Below are 18,054 nucleotides of genomic sequence, written 5' to 3'. Positions count from 1 at the left end.
ACCAAAGGGAAAACGATCATGACAAAAAAAGCGCTCATCACCGGCATTGCCGGCCAGGACGGCTCGTACCTGGCGGAACTTCTCCTGGACAAGGGGTACGAGGTGCACGGCATCGTGCGGCGGGTCGCCATCGAGGACACTGAGCACAAACTGAAGAACATTGTCCACCTGCTTGACCGGATTCAACTCCACGTTGCCTCGCTGGACAATGTTTTTTCCGTGATCAAGACGGTCAAGGACGTGGTCCCGGAGGAGTGCTACCACTTGGCTTCTTCCAGCTTCGTGAGTTACTCCTTCGAGGACGAGATATCCATACTCAACAATAATGTCAACAGCACCCATTATCTGCTGGCGGCGCTCAAGGAGTTTGCCCCGGAATGCCGCTTCTATTTCGCCGGCACCAGCGAGATGTTCGGCCAGGTCAGCGTGTTCCCCCAGGATGAGGCGACGCCGTTCACCCCGCGCTCTATTTATGGCATTTCCAAGCTGGCAGGGTATCACCTGGTCCGCAACTACCGTCAGCAGTACGGTGCCTTTGCCTGCACGGGAATACTCTACAACCACGAATCGCCGCGTCGGGGATATGAATTCGTTACGAGGAAGATCGTTTCCTCGGCGGTGAAGATCAGCCTCGGGTTGCAGAAAACCGTGCTCCTCGGCAACCTGGATGCCTGCCGCGACTGGGGATATGCCCCCGACTACGTGGAGGCCATGTGGCGGATGCTCCAGGCCCCGGAACCCGATGATTACGTGGTGGCCACCGGCGTAACCCACACGGTCCGGGAATTCGTTTCCCGTGCCTTTGCGGCGGTGGGTCTCGACTACCGGTGTTATGTGCAGGTTGATCCCCGTTTTTTTCGGCCCACCGAGGCAGTGCCGCTCTGCGGCGCCCCGAAGAAGATTCACGACCGGCTCGGCTGGGCTCCTACCAAGACGCTGGATGAGATAATTGCCGGCATGGTGAGCCACGAGCGGACGCTCCACGGGCGGCAGGAAGGGTCTGCCGGAAAGATTCAGGGGGCGGGATGAAAATCTGTTTCATCCTTCCAGGCAGTTCGCCGACTCCAACGGGCGGGCCGAAGAACATCTACGAACACGCCAGCCGGCTCGCTGCCAGAGGGCATCAGGTGACCATCCTCCATGCCGCCTACGCCACCCGGCACGGCGGGGTGCGCGGCATCGGCAGGGCCGTGGCCAGCTATCTCCTCAACCGGACCGGATTGAAGCGGTGGCGGCCGGACAGCTGGTTCCGCATCGATCCGCGCGTTGACATGCGTTGGGCTCCAAATCTGGCAGGATGCTGGGTTCCGGATGGCGATGCTGTCGTTGCCACATCCTGGCAGACGGCGGAGTGGGTCCGGGAGTATCCTTCGTCCAAGGGGCGGAAGTTCTATTTCGCCATGGATTTCGAGCGGTACATGGAGGCATCTTCCGAGCTGAAAGAGAGAATCTCCGCTACCCATAAGGCAGGTCTGCGGACCATGGTGATCTCACCGGCAGGACGGGCCATGGTCGAGGCCAGCGGTGGACCAACTCCGGCTCTGGTCCCGTGCGCACTGGAATTCTCGGTGTATTGCCTTCGGAATGCTATCGATGCCGACTCACGGACGATGATCGGGTTTCCCGTGAGGCCCGAGCGGCATAAGGCTACCGAGGATGCAGTCAAGGCTCTGGAAATTGTCAGAACCCGCCTGGATTTTTCCCGGGAAGTATGGGCGTTTGGTGGTTCCCGTCCCGATTTTCTCCCCGAATGGGTGACCTACTACGAGCGACCGACCGACGATGAACTGGCTGAGTTGTATAACCGGACCGCAATTTTTGTGGTTCCATCCCGTTTCGAGGGGTGGGGGCTGCCCGGTTCCGAGGCCATGGCGTGCGGGGCGGCGCTTGTCTCCACTGACAATGGCGGCGTGAGAGCCTATGCGGAACATGGACGGACGGCGCTTCTCACTCCCATCGGCAATCCCGGGGCACTTGCGGCTGCGGTCAATTCCCTTCTCGACGACGACAGCTTACGACTCCGGCTGGCCGGTGCGGGCTACGAACATATCCGGCAATTTACGTGGGAGCGGGCATCGGACGACCTGGAGCGCTGTCTCAGAGATTGGGAACCGTCCGTCACCGGACCCACTCCATGACCGCATGCCGTATCATGACTCCACCTATCCACCTGGGGCTGTAATGTCGGAGATCTGCGTAGTTCATCTGGTCCGCGCGTCTAATGGTGCGGAGCCGTTTCGGCGCTTCTGGGAATCGTACGCCGGAATGCCTGCCGGTATTACCCACGATCTGGTGATAATCTACAAAGGGTTCTCCTCCCGTGAGGATGTCCAGGAGTATGAGGAGATCATGGCGGATTGTCCTCACCGCATCCTGTATCTATCGGATGCTGGCTTTGATATCGGACCCTATTTCAAGGCCGCCATGGATTTTGACTACCGTTTTTTCTTTTTCCTGAATTCTTACAGTGTCGTTCAGGGAGAAGGCTGGTTGCGCACGTTTTACGACCATATGTCGCGCCCTGGTGTTGGCCTGGTGGGGGCAACCGGTTCATGGCAGAGCATGTATGCCGATGCCCTCGTTCCTCCCGCCAGCGGAAAACAGCCCTTATGGAAATATTACCTGTACAAACTGGCCGGAAGGATACGCCCGTGGTTCCTTCTCCGCTTTTTCCCGCCGTTTCCCAACTACCACATACGTACCAATGCATTCATGATTTCTCGAAATGTCATGCTGCAGATCAGGCGTAAGCCATTCTGGTGCAAATTTTCCGTGTGGGCGTTCGAGAGTGGTTGGGATAGTCTCACCAGGCAGGTAGTCAATCTGGGGTTGAAGGCGCTGGTGGTTGGCAAGGATGGGCATGGCTATCGTGCCGAGGAATGGGACAAGAGTTATACCTACAAGCAGCGAAATCAGGAAAACCTGCTCATTGCGGATAACCAGACTATCAGGTTCCGCGATTCGGACTTCGAGGAAAAACAGCTCCTGTCGGGGAAAGCCTGGGGGGATCGGGCGCTTGTGAGTTCTGATGTCTGACACGTTATCGCAGATAGGGCATCATTGTTGTGCGGCGGTGGTAATTTTATATCATCCGCAACGGGACTATCTTGACAACATCCGGACGTGGATCGAGCAGGTCGATGCGGTCTACGTGGTTGATAATTCAGAATCACCCGATCTGACAATCGCGGAGCACCTGTCGGTTCTCCCCGGAGTGACCTACCTTGCACAAGGAGAGAACCGGGGTGTTGCCTATGGCCTCAATCTCGGCGCACGCAAGGCAATTGAGGCGGGATACGATTATCTGCTTACGATGGATCAGGACAGCAGGGCTTCAGGGGCATTGGTAAAGACGATGTTTGAGTGTCTCGATGCCTCTGCTGCCACCGTAGGGATAATCTCTCCGTTCCATCTGACCAGGGCCGTTCGGCAACGGCCGTCCGGAGCAACGTGCAGTGATGTGATGACTCCCATGACATCCGGATGCCTGCTTAACTTGTCCGCCTGGCGGTGCATCGGTCCTTTCCGGGAGGACTTTTTCATCGATTTCGTCGATGATGAGTTCTGCCTCAGGCTCCGAAGGAACGGTTATCAGGTTTTGCAGGCAAACGCGGCGCTTTTGGAGCATGAGGTTGGAAATGTCACGAGATTCGGGCCGTTCATAGCCACCAATCACTCCCCCTTGCGCCGCTACTACAAGACCCGCAATCGGTTTGCGGTTTTTGCGGAGTACCGGCGGGATTTCCCCGGCCACTGCCTCTTTGATCTGGTCCGTCTGGCAAAGGAGGCCGCGAGCATTGTCCTCTTCGAGCGAGAGAAGGGCGCAAAGCTCCGCATGATGTGGCGGGGGTGGCGCGACTTCCGCCGGGGGAAATTCGGGAAGTTTGAAGGTGGGTCGCGATGAAGATCGTGTTTCTGGCACCGTTCGGCATCCGCCCGAAGGGGACGGTGCTCGCCCGCATGGTGCCGTTGGCCGCGGAACTGCAGGGGCTTGGTCACAAGGTGGTGATCGTCGCCCCGCCGTACACCAACCCGGAGGATTCGGGAAAGGCGGAAACCGTTCGCGGAGTGATGATCCGTAACGTAAAGCTCGCCCGGGGAGGCAAGGCCCTTGCGGCGCCTGTTCTGGCCGTGCGCATGCTCCGGGCCGCGCTGGCCGAAAAACCGGACCTGGTCCATCTCTTCAAGCCAAAGGGGTACGGCGGGCTGGCAGCCATGCTCCATCTTTTCATGCTGCGGGACACGCCTCTGTTCGTCGACACGGATGACTGGGAGGGGCGCGGGGGGATGGAGACGCTCCATGACTATTCGTTTCTGGAGCGTCACCTCTACCGGCTCCAGGAGGGAGAGCTCCCTCGTCGGGCTGTCGGCGTGACCGTGGCGAGCCGGATGCTCGAAACCCTTGTCCGGGGAATGGGGGTTCCGCCGGAGCGGCTTCTCTACCTTCCGAACTGTGTGGAGAATGTTCCGGTAGGGGACGGGGAAGCGGTCCGGCGCCGGCTCGGCATCTCCGCCAGAACCCCTGTGCTGCTCCTCTACACCCGGTTCTTCGAGTTCGACCAGGAAAAACTCCACACGGTCTTTGGGGAGGTTGCTCGAAGGGTCCCGGGAGTACGCTTCCTCGTGGTGGGAAAGGGGCGGCATCGGGAGGAAGAGCTGCTTGCGGCTGCAGCGGACAGAAACGGCTTTGCCGATTCCCTCACCGTTGCCGGGTGGGTGGAGCCGGAAGAGCTCCCCGACTGGCTGGCCGCCGGGGATGTAGCCATCTACCCCTTTGCCGATACCGTGGTGAATCGGGCCAAGTGCCCTGCCAAGCTGACGGAGCTGATGCGGGCCGGGGTGCCGGTGGTGGCCGACCGGGTGGGGGAGATCGCCGAATATGTGGTTTCCGGGGAATCGGGAATACTCTGCACGCCCGATGACTGGCAGGAGATGGCGGTACGGGTTGCGGAGCTCCTCCGTGAGCCCGATCTTCGGAAAGAAATGGGGGCGGCGGGCCGGAAGCGCATCCTGACCCATTTCGCCTGGGGTGATGCCGCAGTGCGGCTCGACATGTTTTACAAAGCTCTGACCGGGAAAGGTAACGATACGAAATGACCGAACGGCAAAAGGACTTCGCAGCCCTCGGGACGCTGCTGGCGCTCCTCATCCTTTTCTTCGCCAAGATACTCTTCACCGACAAGATCATCCGGGCTCCGGACATCACCACCGAGTTTTACTGGACGGTGAAGCACTTCAAGGAGATGGGCTTCGTCGATCTGTTCACGGTGAACCTCCGGGCCGGCTGGGACATGCTGGCCAACGGCGGTGGGACCGAAGGGGGGGGGACGCTGTCGATGCAGTTCCTCTTCTATCGCAATCTGATCTTCTGGCTCTTCCCGGCGCCGGCCAACGTGGCGTGGTTCATCGTTTTTCACCTTTTCGTCGGAGGGGCGGGGACCTACGTCTACTGCCGGGCCATCGGCGCCGGACGCGGGGCCGCTCTTCTGGGGGGGATCATCTTCGCCCTCGCCCCGGAAAACGCCTCCCTCATCAATGCCGGCCATGTGCAGAAGATCGCCACCATCAGCTTTGCCCCGTGGGCATTCTACTTCTTTGAACGGGGATTCCAGGCACGGCGGGTAATCTGGTTTCTCGCCACCGGTTTCGTCCTCGCCTTCCAGTTCTTCAACATGCACTGGCAGATCGCCTTCTATACCTGTCTCGGAATCGGCGCCTACGGCCTGCTCCGGTCGGTGGTGATCCTGTTCCGTGAACGGGATCGTCGGGGGAGGTCCGCGGTACGCCTGGTGGGGCTGAACCTGGTGACGATGTTCTTCTTCCTCTCCACGGTTGCCATCTCCCTCATTCCCCTGGCCGACTGGTCCAAGGAGACGACCCGCGGCGTCCAGAGCGGTGCCAATCAGGGGCAGGGGGGGCTGCAGGTGGAGGAGGCGATGTCGTGGTCCCTGCCGCCGGAGGAACTGGTGACGTTCGTCGTCCCCGGATTTTTCGGGCTTTCGCGCCAGGAGGGGGCCTACGACAGTCCGGACAACGGTGCCTACTACTGGGGGCGAATGGCCTTCACCCAGACCACCGACTACTTCGGTCTCCTCCCGTGGCTGCTCGCCCCCTTGCCGCTCATCTTCCGTCGTGACCGCTACACCTGGCTCGCCGTGGCGGCCGTCGCAGGGGGGCTTCTCTTCTCCTTCGGCAAGTACACCCCGTTTTACTGGTTTCTTTACGAGCATTTTCCGGGGGTCAATCACTTCCGGGTCCCCAAGATGATGATGTTCATCCCCGTGTTCGGGATGGCGATTCTAGCCGCCCGGGGGCTCGACCTCCTGCTCGATCCGGAGATTCGGGCGCGGCGCGGCTTTTCGCGGTATCTGCTGGGGATATTCTCCCTCGCCCCCCTTCTTCTTGCGGCCCTTGGGGCCTCGGTTCTCGGCAGAAATTTCTGGATCGATCTCTTCAGCCCGCAGATCGCCCAGCCCAACCGGTTCGAGGATGGGCTGCAACTGGTGATGCAGCGCTGGCACACGATCGAAAAGGAGCTCAGTTTTGCCGCCCTCTTCGCGGTTGCCTACGCGGTGGTGATCGGGGCGTTTTCCCGGCAGTGGCTGTCGCGCATGGCCCTGGCGTTGATCCTTGCGGCACTCTTTCTGGCCGACGTGGGGCGGGTGAATGCCAAGTTCCTGCTCCTCCAGGATCCCCCGCAGAGCGTGAAAGGGGTGGCGACGCCGGTCATCGATTACCTCTCCCGGCAACCAAAGGGGTACCGCGTTCTGCCGATGGACGGGAGCGACCCGATGCAGTACGTGAGCCACGGCATCCCGGTCATGTTCACCTCGGCCCCGGTGCAGGTGCAGCGGTGGCAAGACTTCCTCGACGGGTTCAATTTTGCCTCGGCCATGCCGGATATGATGAACGTGCGCTATCTCGTCTATGGTGCGGCACAGTACCAGCAGGAGCGGTCGTCGATTTCGCCGAAGTTCCAGCCGGTATTCACGTCGCCCGACGGGACGCAGGTCGTGCTTGAAAACAAGGAGGTCCTTCCCAAGGGGTGGCTGGTGTCCCAGGCGCTCCTTCTGTCCGATCCCCGCCAGACGCTCGGCATCCTCCCGAATCCCGCCTTCAGCCCGGGACGTGTCGCGCTTGTGGAGGAGCCCCCCGTCGTGCCGCTTGCCCCGCCGAGCAACCCGGTCGCGCCGCCAGCGGGAAACGTCACGATAGCAACTTACGAGTGGAATAGAATTGCGGGGGAGGCGGATACCCCCGGCAATGCCCTCCTCGTCCTCGGGGAGAAATTTTACAAGGGGTGGCGTGCCACGGTCGACGGTTCGCCGGTCGAGGTTCGCCGGGTAGATTACATCCTGCGGGGAATCTACCTTTCTCCGGGGCGGCACCGGTTCGAATTCGTCTTCGACCCTCTCCCCTTCAAGGTTGGCAAGTACCTGACCCTTGCGTCGTTTGCCCTGTTTGCCGCCATGCTGGGGCGGGAGTGGCGTAGGCGGCGTACGGTGGGGGCCTGATGCCTGACACTGAGACCGTCGATGAACTGCGCGCGTATGATCTGCGGCTCATCCAGCGTCGGCACGGCTACCGTTTTTCCCTCGACCCTCTGCTCCTCTGCGCCTTTGCCACGGTGGACGGAGCCGCACGGGTCGTTGACCTTGGAACCGGGAGCGGGATCATCCCCCTCGTTCTCGCCCGGCAGCATGGGGAAGCCACCTTTGTCGGGGTCGAGGTGCAGGAGGCGATGGCTGGTCTGGCGGAGCGGAACGTGGCTCTGAACGGGCTCTCGGATCGGATTGAGGTTATGCGCGGTGATGCCGCCGGCGTGAGACGGCACTTTCCCGTGTCGTCGTTTGATCTTGTCCTGTCCAATCCCCCCTACCGGAAGCGGGGTACCGGCCGGATAAGCCCCAAGGCGGGGCGCGATGATGCCCGCCACGAATCGACGGCGACCCTGGCCGATTTCCTCGCCGCCGCCAAATACCTGGTGAGGCCCACCGGGCGCATCTGTTTTATCTATCACCCCGGCCGGCTTGCGGAGCTTTTTGCCGAGGCGTCGCTGCTCAAGTTAACCGCACTGCGGTTGCGGCTCGTCCATGGCGTCCGGGAGGCCGAGGCGCGAATGGCGCTGGTGGAGTTCGTAAAAGGGCGCGGAGGGGAGTTGCGGGTGTTGCCGCCACTGATTGTCAGGGAGGGTGAGTCGGCATACACCGATGAGGCGGCGGCAATCCTGGGGGTGTGATTCGGTCGGGAAAGCAGGCCGGAGTGCGGAAGGCTGGGTGATTCTATTTGGGGGGAGTGAGGGCCAGGTGCCGGCTCATGAGCCGGGAAAACGCTGCCCGGAGGTCGGGATCGTCGATGGCGGCGGCCTCGGTGGCAACGCGGTCGAGTTCCTGAACGGTGAGTTCCCGCAGGGGAGGGGGGGATGGTGCCGGTGGCTGCGGCTTGTCTATCTTTCCGGTCTTGAGGAAGATCTCCCGGACAACCGGTTCGCCGATGAGGATATTCAGGCGTTCCACAAGGGTGCGTTTGAGGAAGTTCAGCTCCTGCATCCATGGAGCGCTTGCAACGGCAACGGTCAGTACCCCGTCACGAAAGGAAACGGGGCGGGCATGGCCTGCAATCTGGGGTCCCACCGCCCCTTCCCAGTGGAGCCATATCCTTCCTTCCTTCAGCCGCTTTTCCGCCGGTTTGCCGCGCAGGGCGTCCGCAAGCAGATCGGCCACGGCACGGGGGCGAGGCATGCGCGGCCGCTTTTCACCCATTTTTTTGACGCCGCCGCTGGATCAGTCCGCCGACAAGCTGTCCGGCAAAGGCTCCGCCGAGGGTGAGCGGGATGAATTTCCAGCTGTATCCTGATTTGATGCGGAGGTAGATGATGATCGGGATCGAGATGTGAACGTAAAAGTACCAGCCAAACGAGAATTTTTCATAGCCTTGCCGCAGGTATCCGAAGGGGAGGTTGATGGCGAAAGCAAGAAAAATCAACCCCAGGAGCATCAAAAACGTATGCATTATTCACCTCTTCCGGCATGTTACGTGATGGGTGGTTCGTTGTCAATCCGCATGTTTCTTGAAAAGGGACGAGCGATGTGTACAATTGGAGACTCGTTCGGAAAGGGTGGAATATGGTGAAGGATGGCGAATTTGTGGCAATCTTCAATTCCATCCACCGGGTGATGAAGGCCGAGAAGATTCTGAAGGAGCGCTCGCTCCCGATCCTCCTGATCCCGGCTCCCCGGGCGCTTCGAGCCGACTGCGGACTTGCCATCCGCTATGGGGGTGCCGATCGGGAAGCGGTTGAAGGAGTGTTGTCGGAGTTTGGGCTGGTTCCCGAAGAGATATTTGTGCGTGAGGGCGGATCATATCGCCGGTGTGACGGGCCAGTCGGCGGTTCGGAGCTGTCTTGATTATGGTGGGAGACGGGATGAAAACTATCGATTGCAGGAATATGGCCTGTCCGTTGCCGGTGGTGACGGTCAAGCGTGCGTTGGAGTCGGCCGGCGGCGAGACGGTGCGGGTTTTGCTCGATGATGGACCGTCTCGGGAGAATGTTCGGCGCTTTGTGGTGGAAAGAGGCTATGCCGTGGAGGAATCATCCCTTTCGGAGGGGGTTGCATTCGTTATCGGCGGGGTCAGCAGGGATGAAGCGAGCGCTGATGGGTCCGCCGGGGGGCGAAAGGTGGTTTTGATCACATCCGATCGCCTGGGGGAGGGACCGGAGGAACTCGGCAGGCTGCTCATGAAGAATTTTATCATTACGCTCCTCGATCTGGACGTGGTTCCGGACCGGATGCTGTTTGTCAATGGTGGAATCTTTCTGACGACGGAAGGCTCGGAGGTGCTGGAGGCGCTGGAAAAGCTCGGCAATCGAGGAGTGGAGGTTCTGTCGTGCGGGGTCTGTCTCGACTTCTACCATCGCAAGGACAAACTCAGGGCTGGTGCCGTCACCAATATGTTTACCATTGCCGACAGTCTGCTGGGTGACCGGCCGGTACTGAAGCTCTGACCACCGTATGTGCTGATGGTGTATCCAGTTTTTGTCTTGACAGGAGTAATGGCCGCAGTCTATAGTTAACCTCTTTCTCCGTGGATACGTGCGCGCGGTGTGCGCTTTGTGGGGCAGGCGGCTAACGGTCCGTAACTGCACAAGAGTTCGAATGCTCGACAACCTTTCCGATAAGCTTGACATACTCTTCAAAAAGCTCCGGGGTCAGGGGGTAATGACCGAGGAGAATATCAAGGAGGCGCTCCGTGAGGTGCGGCTTGTCCTTCTTGAGGCAGACGTCAATTTCAAGGTTGTCAAGGATTTTGTCGAGCGCATCCGTGAGCGGTCGGTCGGGGGGCAGGTTCTTCAGAGCCTCGCTCCGGGTCAGCAGGTCATCAAGATCGTTCAGGAAGAACTCGTTGCTCTCATGGGAGGGGGCGAGGATAACAGTCTCGATCTTGCGGCCAAGCCACCGGTAGCGATCATGATGGTGGGTCTCCAGGGAGCGGGAAAGACGACGACATGCGGGAAGCTCGCTCGCCTGCTGCGGTCGCAACGTCGACGCCCCCTTCTGGTTCCCGCTGATGTGTATCGTCCTGCTGCAATCGAGCAGCTGAAGACGCTGGGGCGTCAGCTCTCCATTGAAACCTTTGATTCTCAGGCAACGCAGGATCCGGTCGACATTTGTCGGGACGCGATCCGGTTTGCGTCGCTCAACGGCTTTGACACCGTGATCCTTGATACCGCCGGTCGCCATCAGATCGACGAGTATCTGATGGGGGAGCTCGTTCGGATCAGGGATGCGGTGGAGCCGCGGGAAATCCTCTTCGTGGCCGACGCCATGACAGGCCAGGAGGCGGTGAACGTTGCCTCCGGATTCAATGAGCAGCTTGATCTCTCCGGGGTCATCCTGACCAAGCTCGACGGTGATGCCAAGGGGGGGGCTGCCCTTTCGATACGGGCCGTAACCGGTAAGCCGGTTAAGTTTGTCGGCCTCGGTGAAAAGTTGGACGCGCTTGAGGTCTTCCACCCCGATCGGCTCGTTTCCCGTATTCTCGGGATGGGCGACATCCTGAGTTTGGTGGAGAAGGCCCAGGCGACGTTTGATGAGAAAGAGGCCGAGCGGCTCCAGCAGAAACTCAAGAAGAACCAGTTCGATCTGGAAGATTTCCGTACCCAGTTGCAGCAGATCAAGAAGATGGGGTCGCTGGAATCGATCCTCGGCATGATTCCCGGCGTCGGGAAGATGATGAAGCAGATGCAGGGAGCGCAGCCGAGCGAGCGCGAGTTGAAACGCATTGAGGCGATCATCGATTCCATGACGCCGGCGGAGCGCGCCAATCATGCGATCATAAACGGAAGCAGGAGGCTGCGGATTGCCTCGGGGAGCGGTACTACGGTGCAGGAAGTCAACCAGCTCCTGAAGCGTTTTACCGAGGCGCAGAAGGTGATGAAGCAATTGCAGAAGCTCGGTCCGAAAGGGCTTATGCGGGGAATGAAGGGGATGGGGAAAGGGATGCTCCCTTTCTGATATACTTAAACCAAAGCTGTGCGGCCCAAGGCCGTGAGAACACCAGGAGGAAAAGATGGCTATCAAAATGCGTTTGGCCCGTGCCGGGGCGAAGAAAAAGCCTTTCTACCAGATCGTCGTTGCCGATGTGCGCAGCAGGCGTGATGGTCGGTTCATTGAAAATGTCGGGACGTATGATCCGAATCAAAATCCTGCGGCCGTTAAGTTCGAGGAGACCAAGGCTCTCGACTGGCTCGGCAAGGGTGCTCAGCCGACCGATACGGTCAAGCAGTTCCTCAAGAAGGCCGGTATCTGGGAGAAATTCGTCACCAAGTCTGCGTAACTGAAGCCTGCTTCCCGGTCCGCCGGTCATTTCCATTACAGAGGTTACCGACATGAGAGCACTCGTAGAGACTATCGCAAAGGCGCTTGTTGACGACCCGAATCAGGTAAGGGCAACCGAAGAGATGGAAGAGGACACGACGGTCATTAAGCTGACCGTGGCGAAAGAGGACATGGGAAGAATTATCGGCAAAGAGGGACGGACCGCCAAGGCAATCCGGACCCTTTTGAACGCGGTTTCAACGAAGGACAACAAGAAGGCTGTTCTGAAGATTGTGGAGTAATGCTACACGGTAAGGAGCTTTTGCTGCTCGGTAAGATCGTTGGCACCCATGGGATCAGGGGGCAGTTGAAGGTGGTCCCCTTTTCGGGAGAGCATGAGACCATTCTGTCGCTGAAGACGGTCATGCTCAAAGGGATGGACGGGCGGATGGATGAATTCGAGGTGGCGGCTGCGTCGCCGCATCGGAACGTGGTCCTCCTGACGCTGAAGCCATATACGGACATCAACGAGGTGCTTCGCCTCGTCGGACGTGAGCTCTATGCACGTCGGGATCAGTTCCCGGCGCTGGCCGAAGGCGAATATTACTGGTGTGATCTGGTGGGCCTCGCGGTACGTTGCGAGGACGGAACTGATCTCGGCCGTGTGGCGGAAATCATCTCCACCGGTGGTAACGATGTGTATGTCGTACGTGGCGCCGGGCGGGAATACCTTATCCCCGCGGTGGAAGAGATCGTGACCGCCATAGATCTTGCTGCGGGGACTCTTACCGTAAGCCCTCCGGAAGGGCTGTTCGATCTATGAAATTCGATATACTGACCCTTTTCCCGGCGATGTTCGAGGGGCCCCTTACCGAGAGCATTATCAGGCGGGCTGCGGAGAAGGAGCTTGTTGACATCCGTGTTCACAATATCCGCGATTATGCCACTGATCGTCATCAGGTCGTGGATGACGCTCCCTATGGTGGCGGCGATGGCATGGTGATGAAGGTAGAACCGCTTGCGGCATGCATCGAGGCGGTAAAGCGGGAACGGCCCGCTGCGAGGGTCATTCTGACCACACCGCGGGGAAGAACGTTCAAGCATGAAGTCGCCCGGGAGTTGAGCCGTGAGGCGGAGCTGATCCTCATCTGTGGCCGCTATGAAGGTGTGGATGAGCGGGTGCGGGAGCTCTTTGTAGACGATGAACTTTCGATCGGGGATTTTGTTCTCACCGGCGGCGAATTGGCAGCCATGGTCATGGTTGATGCCATAGTCCGGTTTATTCCCGGAGTTCTCGGGTCGGCCGGTTCCGTCGAGACCGACTCGTTCGCTGACGGGTTGCTTGAGTATCCCCAGTACACGCGGCCAGCCGAGTTTCGCGGGTTGCGGGTGCCTGACGTGCTTCTTTCCGGAAATCACGCGGAAGTTTCACGATGGAGACGGTGCAAGTCCTTGGAGAAAACTCGGATCGAGCGGCCGGACCTCTTGGTGGAGCAGGTCGTTACGCCGTCTGATCGGGCATATCTGGCGGAGTTTGAAAGGGCGCTGAGGCAGTGAGTGAGGGGATAGTGCCCTGCAGAAATGTGGCTGTCGCCCTCGTTCACTATCCTGTGTACGACAAGAATCGACAGGTGGTCACGACTGCTGTCACCAATCTCGACATCCATGACATCGCCCGTGCTGCTCGGACTTTCGGGCTTGGCCGGTATTATGTCGTAACACCGGTGGCCGGACAACAGATGCTGGCAGAGCGGATTGTCATGCACTGGCAGGACGGCTGGGGGGCTCAGTATAATCCGAAGCGGAAGTCTGCCCTTGAGCTCGTACGTATCGTTTCGACGCTTGATGCTGCCGTCAGTGACCTTGAGGCTGCATTCGGCAGACCACCAAAACTTGTAACGACCGGTGCTCGCTCGCGGACGGAGACAGTCTCCTGCGGTGATTTGTCGGAGCTGCTTCGAGACGAGCGTCAACCGTACCTTCTGGTCTTTGGGACCGGTTGGGGGTTGACGGAAGAGGTCACTTCGCGCGCGGATATGGTTCTTGAGCCGATTCAGGGGCCGGGTGACTACAATCATCTTTCGGTTCGCTCTGCTGTGGCGATAATTATGGATCGGCTCTTCGGCATGCGCTGAGTGGGCTAGGCCCTGGTTACAATACAAAGAACTGCAGAGGTTTCTGTAGATTAAGGGAGGAAGTACGAGTATGAACAAGATTGATGCGATTGAACTGGAGCAGATGAAGAAGAACATCCCTGTTTTCAAGCCCGGCGACACGGTAAAGGTCCACGTGAAGATTGTGGAAGGCGACAAGAGCCGGATTCAGGCATTCCAGGGTGTGGTGATCAGCCGCCAGAACGGTGGAATCCGCGAGTCTTTCACCGTTCGCAAGATCTCCAACGGTATCGGCGTAGAAAGGGTTTTCCCTCTCCATTCACCGTCTCTCGATGCTGTCGAGGTAATCACGCGCGGCCACGTGCGGCGAGCCAAGCTTTATTACCTTCGGAAGCTCCGCGGGAAGGCCGCGCGGATCCGCGAAAGAAAGTATGTTGCAGCGCAGTAGCACGAAGCCCCGCCAAGCGGGGCTTTCTTTTTATGGTCTCGTGGGAGTTGCCGGTGTCACTCTTCGAAGATGACGCAAAACCAGATCTGTGGCAATTTGAGAATCTTGCCGCCCGACGGGGGTTTCGGGCTGTGGCGGGAGTCGACGAGGCGGGACGTGGCCCTTTGGCGGGTCCAGTTGTTGCGGCTGCCGTTTTGCTTCCTGTGGATGCTGATTTGAGAGGCGTCGATGACTCGAAGAAGCTCTCGGCGTCAGCGCGGGAAGAACTCTTTGCCCTTATCGCGGAGCGTGCTCTTGCTGTTGGCGTCGGGATCGCCGATCACTGTGTCATCGACAGGATCAATATCCTTCAGGCCACGCTGGCTGCCATGAGGGAAGCGGTAACCAAACTGATTCTCCCCGCAGACTATCTCCTCGTCGACGGGATCTCAAAGGTTCCCGTGAATATCCCCCAGAAAGCCATCAAGAAGGGCGACAGTGCCAGTGTCTCGATTGCTGCAGCCTCCATCGTCGCCAAGGTGACCCGTGATCGAATGATGGTCGAGTATGATCGGCAATATCCGGGATATGGCTTCGCAGGGCACAAGGGGTACGGTTCGGCGGCCCACCTTGCTGCCATCGCCCTGCTGGGGCCGAGCCCGATCCATCGCTTGACCTTTCGCGGCGTGCGAGAGCATGTACGGGAGGGGGCGTGACGGGCTGCGCGGAATGCTCTAACAAAATCCTCGGCTCACAGGGTGAGGAGCTGGCGGTCTCCTTTCTCAAAGGGCTCCGTTACCGGATTCTGGAGCGGAACTTCCGCTGCAAAGGTGGGGAGATCGACATCGTCGCGCAAGACGGGGCAACCCTTGTTTTCGTGGAAGTCAAATCGAGACGGACTGCTGATTATGGTCCGCCGCAACTTGCGGTCACCCCATTCAAGCAAAGACAGATATCAAAGGCGGCCCTCACCTGGCTGGCGTCGCGACGAAAGCTCGATTCGGGGGCCCGGTTCGATGTTGTGGCAATAACCTTCAAGTCCGGTGGCGATCCCCAGGTGGAGCATTTCGTCAACGCATTCGAGTTGAACTACTAAGCGGGTATCCCGGTTGAAAAGGGGGAGCCCCTGTGGTACGTTAGCGGGACTTTGCGGAGGGTTTTGTGAATTTCACCGTTGCACTGGCACAAATAAAGCCTAAGCTTGGATGTCTTGCCGATAACGGTGAGATGATCTGTTCCGTGGTCGAGCGCGGCATCTCCGAAGGGGCTGATCTGGCCGTATTTCCCGAACTCGCTTTGACCGGCTACTTCTTGAGGGATCTTGTGCCTGAGGTGGCGCTTCGCATGGATTCTCCCCTTCTGACCCGCCTGCTGAATCTTTCCCGCCGTATTGACATTGCGATCGGTTTTGTCGAAGCATCTGACGATTACCGTTTTTTTAACTCGGCACTGTATCTTTCAAACGGAGAGGTGCTGCACCGGCACCGCAAGGTCTATCTTCCCACCTATGGCCTCTTTGACGAACAGCGCTATTTTGCACGCGGTGAGAGTATCCGTGCATTCGATACGCGATTTGGTCGCATGGGACTGCTCATCTGCGAAGATATGTGGCATCTGTCCGCCCCCTATGTCCTTGCCATGGATGGCGCCACGACGCTCATCTGCCTTTCAAGCAGCCCCAGTCGGGGCATATCCGAGGATGCGAGCCTTGGCTCCACGGTTGCGTGGCAGAAGTTGACGAGTACGACGGCGATGTTCCTGAATTGCCGCATTCTTTACTGCAATCGCGTCGGGTATGAGGATGGGGTCAATTTCTGGGGCGGGTCCGAGGTGGTTGCTCCTTCGGGGAACGTTGTTGTCCGGGGCAAAATCTTTGAGGAAGATTATGTTGTGGGCAGCCTTGACGAGGGGGCACTGCGCCGCGAGCGGATATTCTCGCCAATGATGCGGGACGAGAGTCTCCCGATCACTATGAAGGAGCTTCGCCGAATCGAGACGGAGAGGAGCAGATAATGGGTCTCAAGGTAAACGCAAAGCTCCTGCGACAGCTGCTTGTCGGGTTTATCCGTGAGGAAGTTTGCAAGGTGGGGGTTCGGAAGGCCGTTTTAGGCCTCTCGGGGGGGATAGATTCCGCCCTGGTGGCGTTTCTCGCTGCAGAAGCACTCGGTCCGGAAAATGTCTATGCGTTTGTCATGCCGTATCGAACGAGCAATCCGGAAAGCGAAGCCCACGCCCGTCTCGCTGCGGAGCAGCTGGGAATACCCCATGAAGTCGTAGAGATTACCTCGATGGTGGAGAGCTACTTCTCACGGTATCCTGACGCTGACAATATGAGACGTGGCAACAAGATGGCCCGGGAAAGGATGACAATCCTTTATGACCAGTCGGCCGCACTTTCCGCTCTCGTGCTGGGGACCAGCAATAAGACTGAGCTCCTTTTGGGGTACGGGACCCTGTTTGGCGACATGGCAAGTGCCCTCAATCCCATTGGTGACATTTATAAAACGCAGGTCTGGCACCTGTCTGAGGAGATGGGGGTTCCGCGCGCGATCATCGAGAAGAAGCCGTCGGCCGATCTCTGGGCGGGCCAAACGGACGAGCAGGAGCTCGGCTTTACCTATCGGGAAGTCGATGAACTCCTTTATCACATGGTTGATTTGCGTATGAATCGTGAGGAGTTGGTGGCGGATGGATTTGATCCTCTCTTTATTGATACGATTTATCACAAAATCCAAAATTCTCATTTCAAACGACGCCTGCCGGTGATTGCGAAGGTTTCCAACCGGACCATAGACCGGGATTTTCGCTATTCCCGCGACTGGGGTAAATGAGACCCTCCGGTATGCTGTATATTGTTGCCACCCCCATTGGCAACCTTGAGGATATTACCTTCCGAGCGATTCGCATCCTCAAGGAAGTTGATCTTGTTGCCGCCGAAGATACACGGCATACCCGCAAGCTGCTCACTCACTTCGGAATCACAAAACCACTCACCTCGTACTTCGATCATAACAAAAGCCTCAAGGGCGAATACATTCTGGATCGCCTGCGTGACGGATTGTCGGTGGCGCTGGTCACCGATGCCGGGACACCATGTATTTCCGATCCCGGATATCAACTTGTGCGCAGTGCAGTGAGTGAAGGAATCGCGGTTGTGCCAATCCCGGGTGCCTGTGCTGCGATTGCCGCACTTTCCGCATCAGGGCTGCCGACGGACTCTTTCATCTTCCACGGTTTTCTGTCGAATCGATCAGCGAGGCGACGGGATTGTATTTCTTCATTCAAAGAAGCTAAACACGTAATCGTCCTGTATGAGGCGCCGGTGAGGCTCATGGCTACTCTCGAAGATATCAGGGAATTGCTTGGTGAGCGGGTAGTGGTGGTGGGGCGAGAACTTACCAAGTTGCACGAAGAATTCGTCCGAGGACCGGTATCGGAGGTTATGGACAGTTTCGTTGACCGACAGATTCGGGGCGAAGTCGTTATATTGATTTCACCGCGGAGCGAGGAGACGCAAATTCCAGATTTCGCCGAGGTTGAAGCTCGTCTCCGGAAATATTTTTTTAGAGAATCTCTCACTCTAAAAGATGCAGTACGTCGTGTGTCCACCGAACTCGGCTTGCCGCGAAGTGAGGTTTACGCAGAAGCGCTCCGAGTGAAAGATAATCGCCTGGATTGATGTTGTGCCGGGACT

23 protein-coding genes are annotated in these 18,054 nt (G+C 58.5%); 21 read left to right on the top strand and 2 right to left on the bottom strand.

Features of this window, described 5'->3' with window-relative positions; translation table 11 throughout:
- Positions 1–18: 18 nt before the first annotated feature.
- From GPICK_RS13225 to GPICK_RS13195, 7 genes are read left to right on the top strand one after another with little or no spacing between them, the layout of a single operon-like run.
- Entirely contained in the window at positions 19–1,029 is a 1,011-nt protein-coding gene (locus GPICK_RS13225) for a GDP-mannose 4,6-dehydratase (RefSeq protein WP_039743962.1), read from the top strand.
- On the top strand, positions 1,026–2,138 hold the full coding sequence (locus tag GPICK_RS13220; protein WP_039743960.1) for a glycosyltransferase family 4 protein: 1,113 nt from the start codon (positions 1,026–1,028) through the stop codon (positions 2,136–2,138). The genes GPICK_RS13225 and GPICK_RS13220 overlap by 4 nt, the downstream gene beginning before the upstream one ends.
- Before the next feature lie 43 nt (positions 2,139–2,181).
- Positions 2,182–3,036, top strand: a complete 855-nt coding sequence (locus GPICK_RS16715) for a hypothetical protein (protein WP_144400098.1) — start codon at positions 2,182–2,184, stop codon at positions 3,034–3,036.
- A complete protein-coding gene (locus GPICK_RS13210; RefSeq protein ID WP_052263432.1) occupies positions 3,029–3,904 on the top strand; it encodes a glycosyltransferase family 2 protein in 876 nt (291 codons plus the stop codon). The genes GPICK_RS16715 and GPICK_RS13210 overlap by 8 nt, the downstream gene beginning before the upstream one ends.
- Entirely contained in the window at positions 3,901–5,097 is a 1,197-nt protein-coding gene (locus GPICK_RS13205) for a glycosyltransferase family 4 protein (RefSeq protein ID WP_039743958.1), read from the top strand. Before GPICK_RS13210 ends, GPICK_RS13205 begins: the two co-directional genes overlap by 4 nt.
- A complete protein-coding gene (locus tag GPICK_RS13200; RefSeq protein WP_039743956.1) occupies positions 5,094–7,514 on the top strand; it encodes a membrane protein in 2,421 nt (806 codons plus the stop codon). Before GPICK_RS13205 ends, GPICK_RS13200 begins: the two co-directional genes overlap by 4 nt.
- Positions 7,514–8,239 carry a tRNA1(Val) (adenine(37)-N6)-methyltransferase gene (locus GPICK_RS13195; RefSeq protein WP_039743955.1) on the top strand — a complete coding sequence of 242 codons (726 nt, stop codon included), beginning with the start codon at positions 7,514–7,516 and terminating at the stop codon, positions 8,237–8,239. The genes GPICK_RS13200 and GPICK_RS13195 overlap by 1 nt, the downstream gene beginning before the upstream one ends.
- Before the next feature lie 43 nt (positions 8,240–8,282).
- Here GPICK_RS13195 and GPICK_RS13190 read toward each other — a convergent pair whose 3' ends face one another.
- Positions 8,283–8,741 carry a DUF721 domain-containing protein gene (locus GPICK_RS13190; RefSeq protein WP_236685565.1) on the bottom strand — a complete coding sequence of 153 codons (459 nt, stop codon included), beginning with the start codon at positions 8,739–8,741 and terminating at the stop codon, positions 8,283–8,285.
- A gap of 13 nt (positions 8,742–8,754) precedes the next feature.
- Entirely contained in the window at positions 8,755–9,012 is a 258-nt protein-coding gene (locus GPICK_RS13185) for a hypothetical protein (protein ID WP_039743952.1), read from the bottom strand.
- A 113-nt stretch (positions 9,013–9,125) separates the two neighbouring features.
- On the opposite strand from GPICK_RS13185, the gene GPICK_RS13180 reads away from it, so the two are divergent.
- From GPICK_RS13180 to rsmI, 14 genes are all read left to right on the top strand, one after another.
- A complete protein-coding gene (locus GPICK_RS13180; RefSeq protein ID WP_039743950.1) occupies positions 9,126–9,407 on the top strand; it encodes a DUF3343 domain-containing protein in 282 nt (93 codons plus the stop codon).
- Between the two features lie 17 nt (positions 9,408–9,424).
- Positions 9,425–10,006: a sulfurtransferase-like selenium metabolism protein YedF gene (gene yedF / locus GPICK_RS13175; RefSeq protein WP_039745769.1), complete on the top strand. Its 582-nt coding sequence runs from the start codon at positions 9,425–9,427 to the stop codon at positions 10,004–10,006.
- Between the two features lie 151 nt (positions 10,007–10,157).
- Complete coding sequence (gene ffh, locus GPICK_RS13170) at positions 10,158–11,516, top strand: signal recognition particle protein (RefSeq protein WP_039743948.1); 1,359 nt, start codon at positions 10,158–10,160, stop codon at positions 11,514–11,516.
- Positions 11,517–11,571: 55 nt separating this feature from the next.
- Entirely contained in the window at positions 11,572–11,838 is a 267-nt protein-coding gene (gene rpsP / locus GPICK_RS13165) for a 30S ribosomal protein S16 (protein WP_039743946.1), read from the top strand.
- Positions 11,839–11,890: 52 nt separating this feature from the next.
- A complete protein-coding gene (locus tag GPICK_RS13160) occupies positions 11,891–12,121 on the top strand; it encodes a KH domain-containing protein (RefSeq protein WP_039743944.1) in 231 nt (76 codons plus the stop codon).
- Entirely contained in the window at positions 12,121–12,642 is a 522-nt protein-coding gene (rimM, locus tag GPICK_RS13155) for a ribosome maturation factor RimM (RefSeq protein WP_039743942.1), read from the top strand. Before GPICK_RS13160 ends, rimM begins: the two co-directional genes overlap by 1 nt.
- Positions 12,639–13,376: a tRNA (guanosine(37)-N1)-methyltransferase TrmD gene (trmD, locus tag GPICK_RS13150; protein WP_039743940.1), complete on the top strand. Its 738-nt coding sequence runs from the start codon at positions 12,639–12,641 to the stop codon at positions 13,374–13,376. Before rimM ends, trmD begins: the two co-directional genes overlap by 4 nt.
- Complete coding sequence (locus tag GPICK_RS13145; protein WP_084201440.1) at positions 13,373–13,954, top strand: RNA methyltransferase; 582 nt, start codon at positions 13,373–13,375, stop codon at positions 13,952–13,954. The genes trmD and GPICK_RS13145 overlap by 4 nt, the downstream gene beginning before the upstream one ends.
- 70 nt (positions 13,955–14,024) lie before the next feature.
- Complete coding sequence (rplS, locus tag GPICK_RS13140; RefSeq protein ID WP_039743938.1) at positions 14,025–14,381, top strand: 50S ribosomal protein L19; 357 nt, start codon at positions 14,025–14,027, stop codon at positions 14,379–14,381.
- 32 nt (positions 14,382–14,413) lie between these two features.
- The gene (locus GPICK_RS13135; RefSeq protein ID WP_407920189.1) at positions 14,414–15,076 is read left to right on the top strand and encodes a ribonuclease HII; all 663 of its coding nucleotides are present in this window, start codon (positions 14,414–14,416) and stop codon (positions 15,074–15,076) included.
- Positions 15,073–15,456 (top strand): YraN family protein, encoded by a 384-nt coding sequence (locus GPICK_RS13130; RefSeq protein ID WP_039743937.1) that lies wholly within the window; start codon positions 15,073–15,075, stop codon positions 15,454–15,456. Before GPICK_RS13135 ends, GPICK_RS13130 begins: the two co-directional genes overlap by 4 nt.
- Positions 15,457–15,521: 65 nt before the next feature.
- A complete protein-coding gene (locus tag GPICK_RS13125) occupies positions 15,522–16,373 on the top strand; it encodes a nitrilase-related carbon-nitrogen hydrolase (RefSeq protein ID WP_039743935.1) in 852 nt (283 codons plus the stop codon).
- Entirely contained in the window at positions 16,373–17,191 is an 819-nt protein-coding gene (locus GPICK_RS13120; RefSeq protein WP_039743933.1) for an NAD+ synthase, read from the top strand. Before GPICK_RS13125 ends, GPICK_RS13120 begins: the two co-directional genes overlap by 1 nt.
- An 11-nt stretch (positions 17,192–17,202) precedes the next feature.
- Positions 17,203–18,039, top strand: coding sequence for a 16S rRNA (cytidine(1402)-2'-O)-methyltransferase (rsmI, locus tag GPICK_RS13115; protein ID WP_236685563.1), 837 nt, complete (start codon positions 17,203–17,205; stop codon positions 18,037–18,039).
- Positions 18,040–18,054: the final 15 nt, after the last annotated feature.

The sequence above is a fragment of the Geobacter pickeringii genome (assembly GCF_000817955.1).
GTDB lineage: Bacteria > Desulfobacterota > Desulfuromonadia > Geobacterales > Geobacteraceae > Geobacter > Geobacter pickeringii.
The sequence above is the reverse complement of the archived record's forward strand: the minus strand, read 5'-3'. Positions and strand labels throughout refer to the sequence as shown.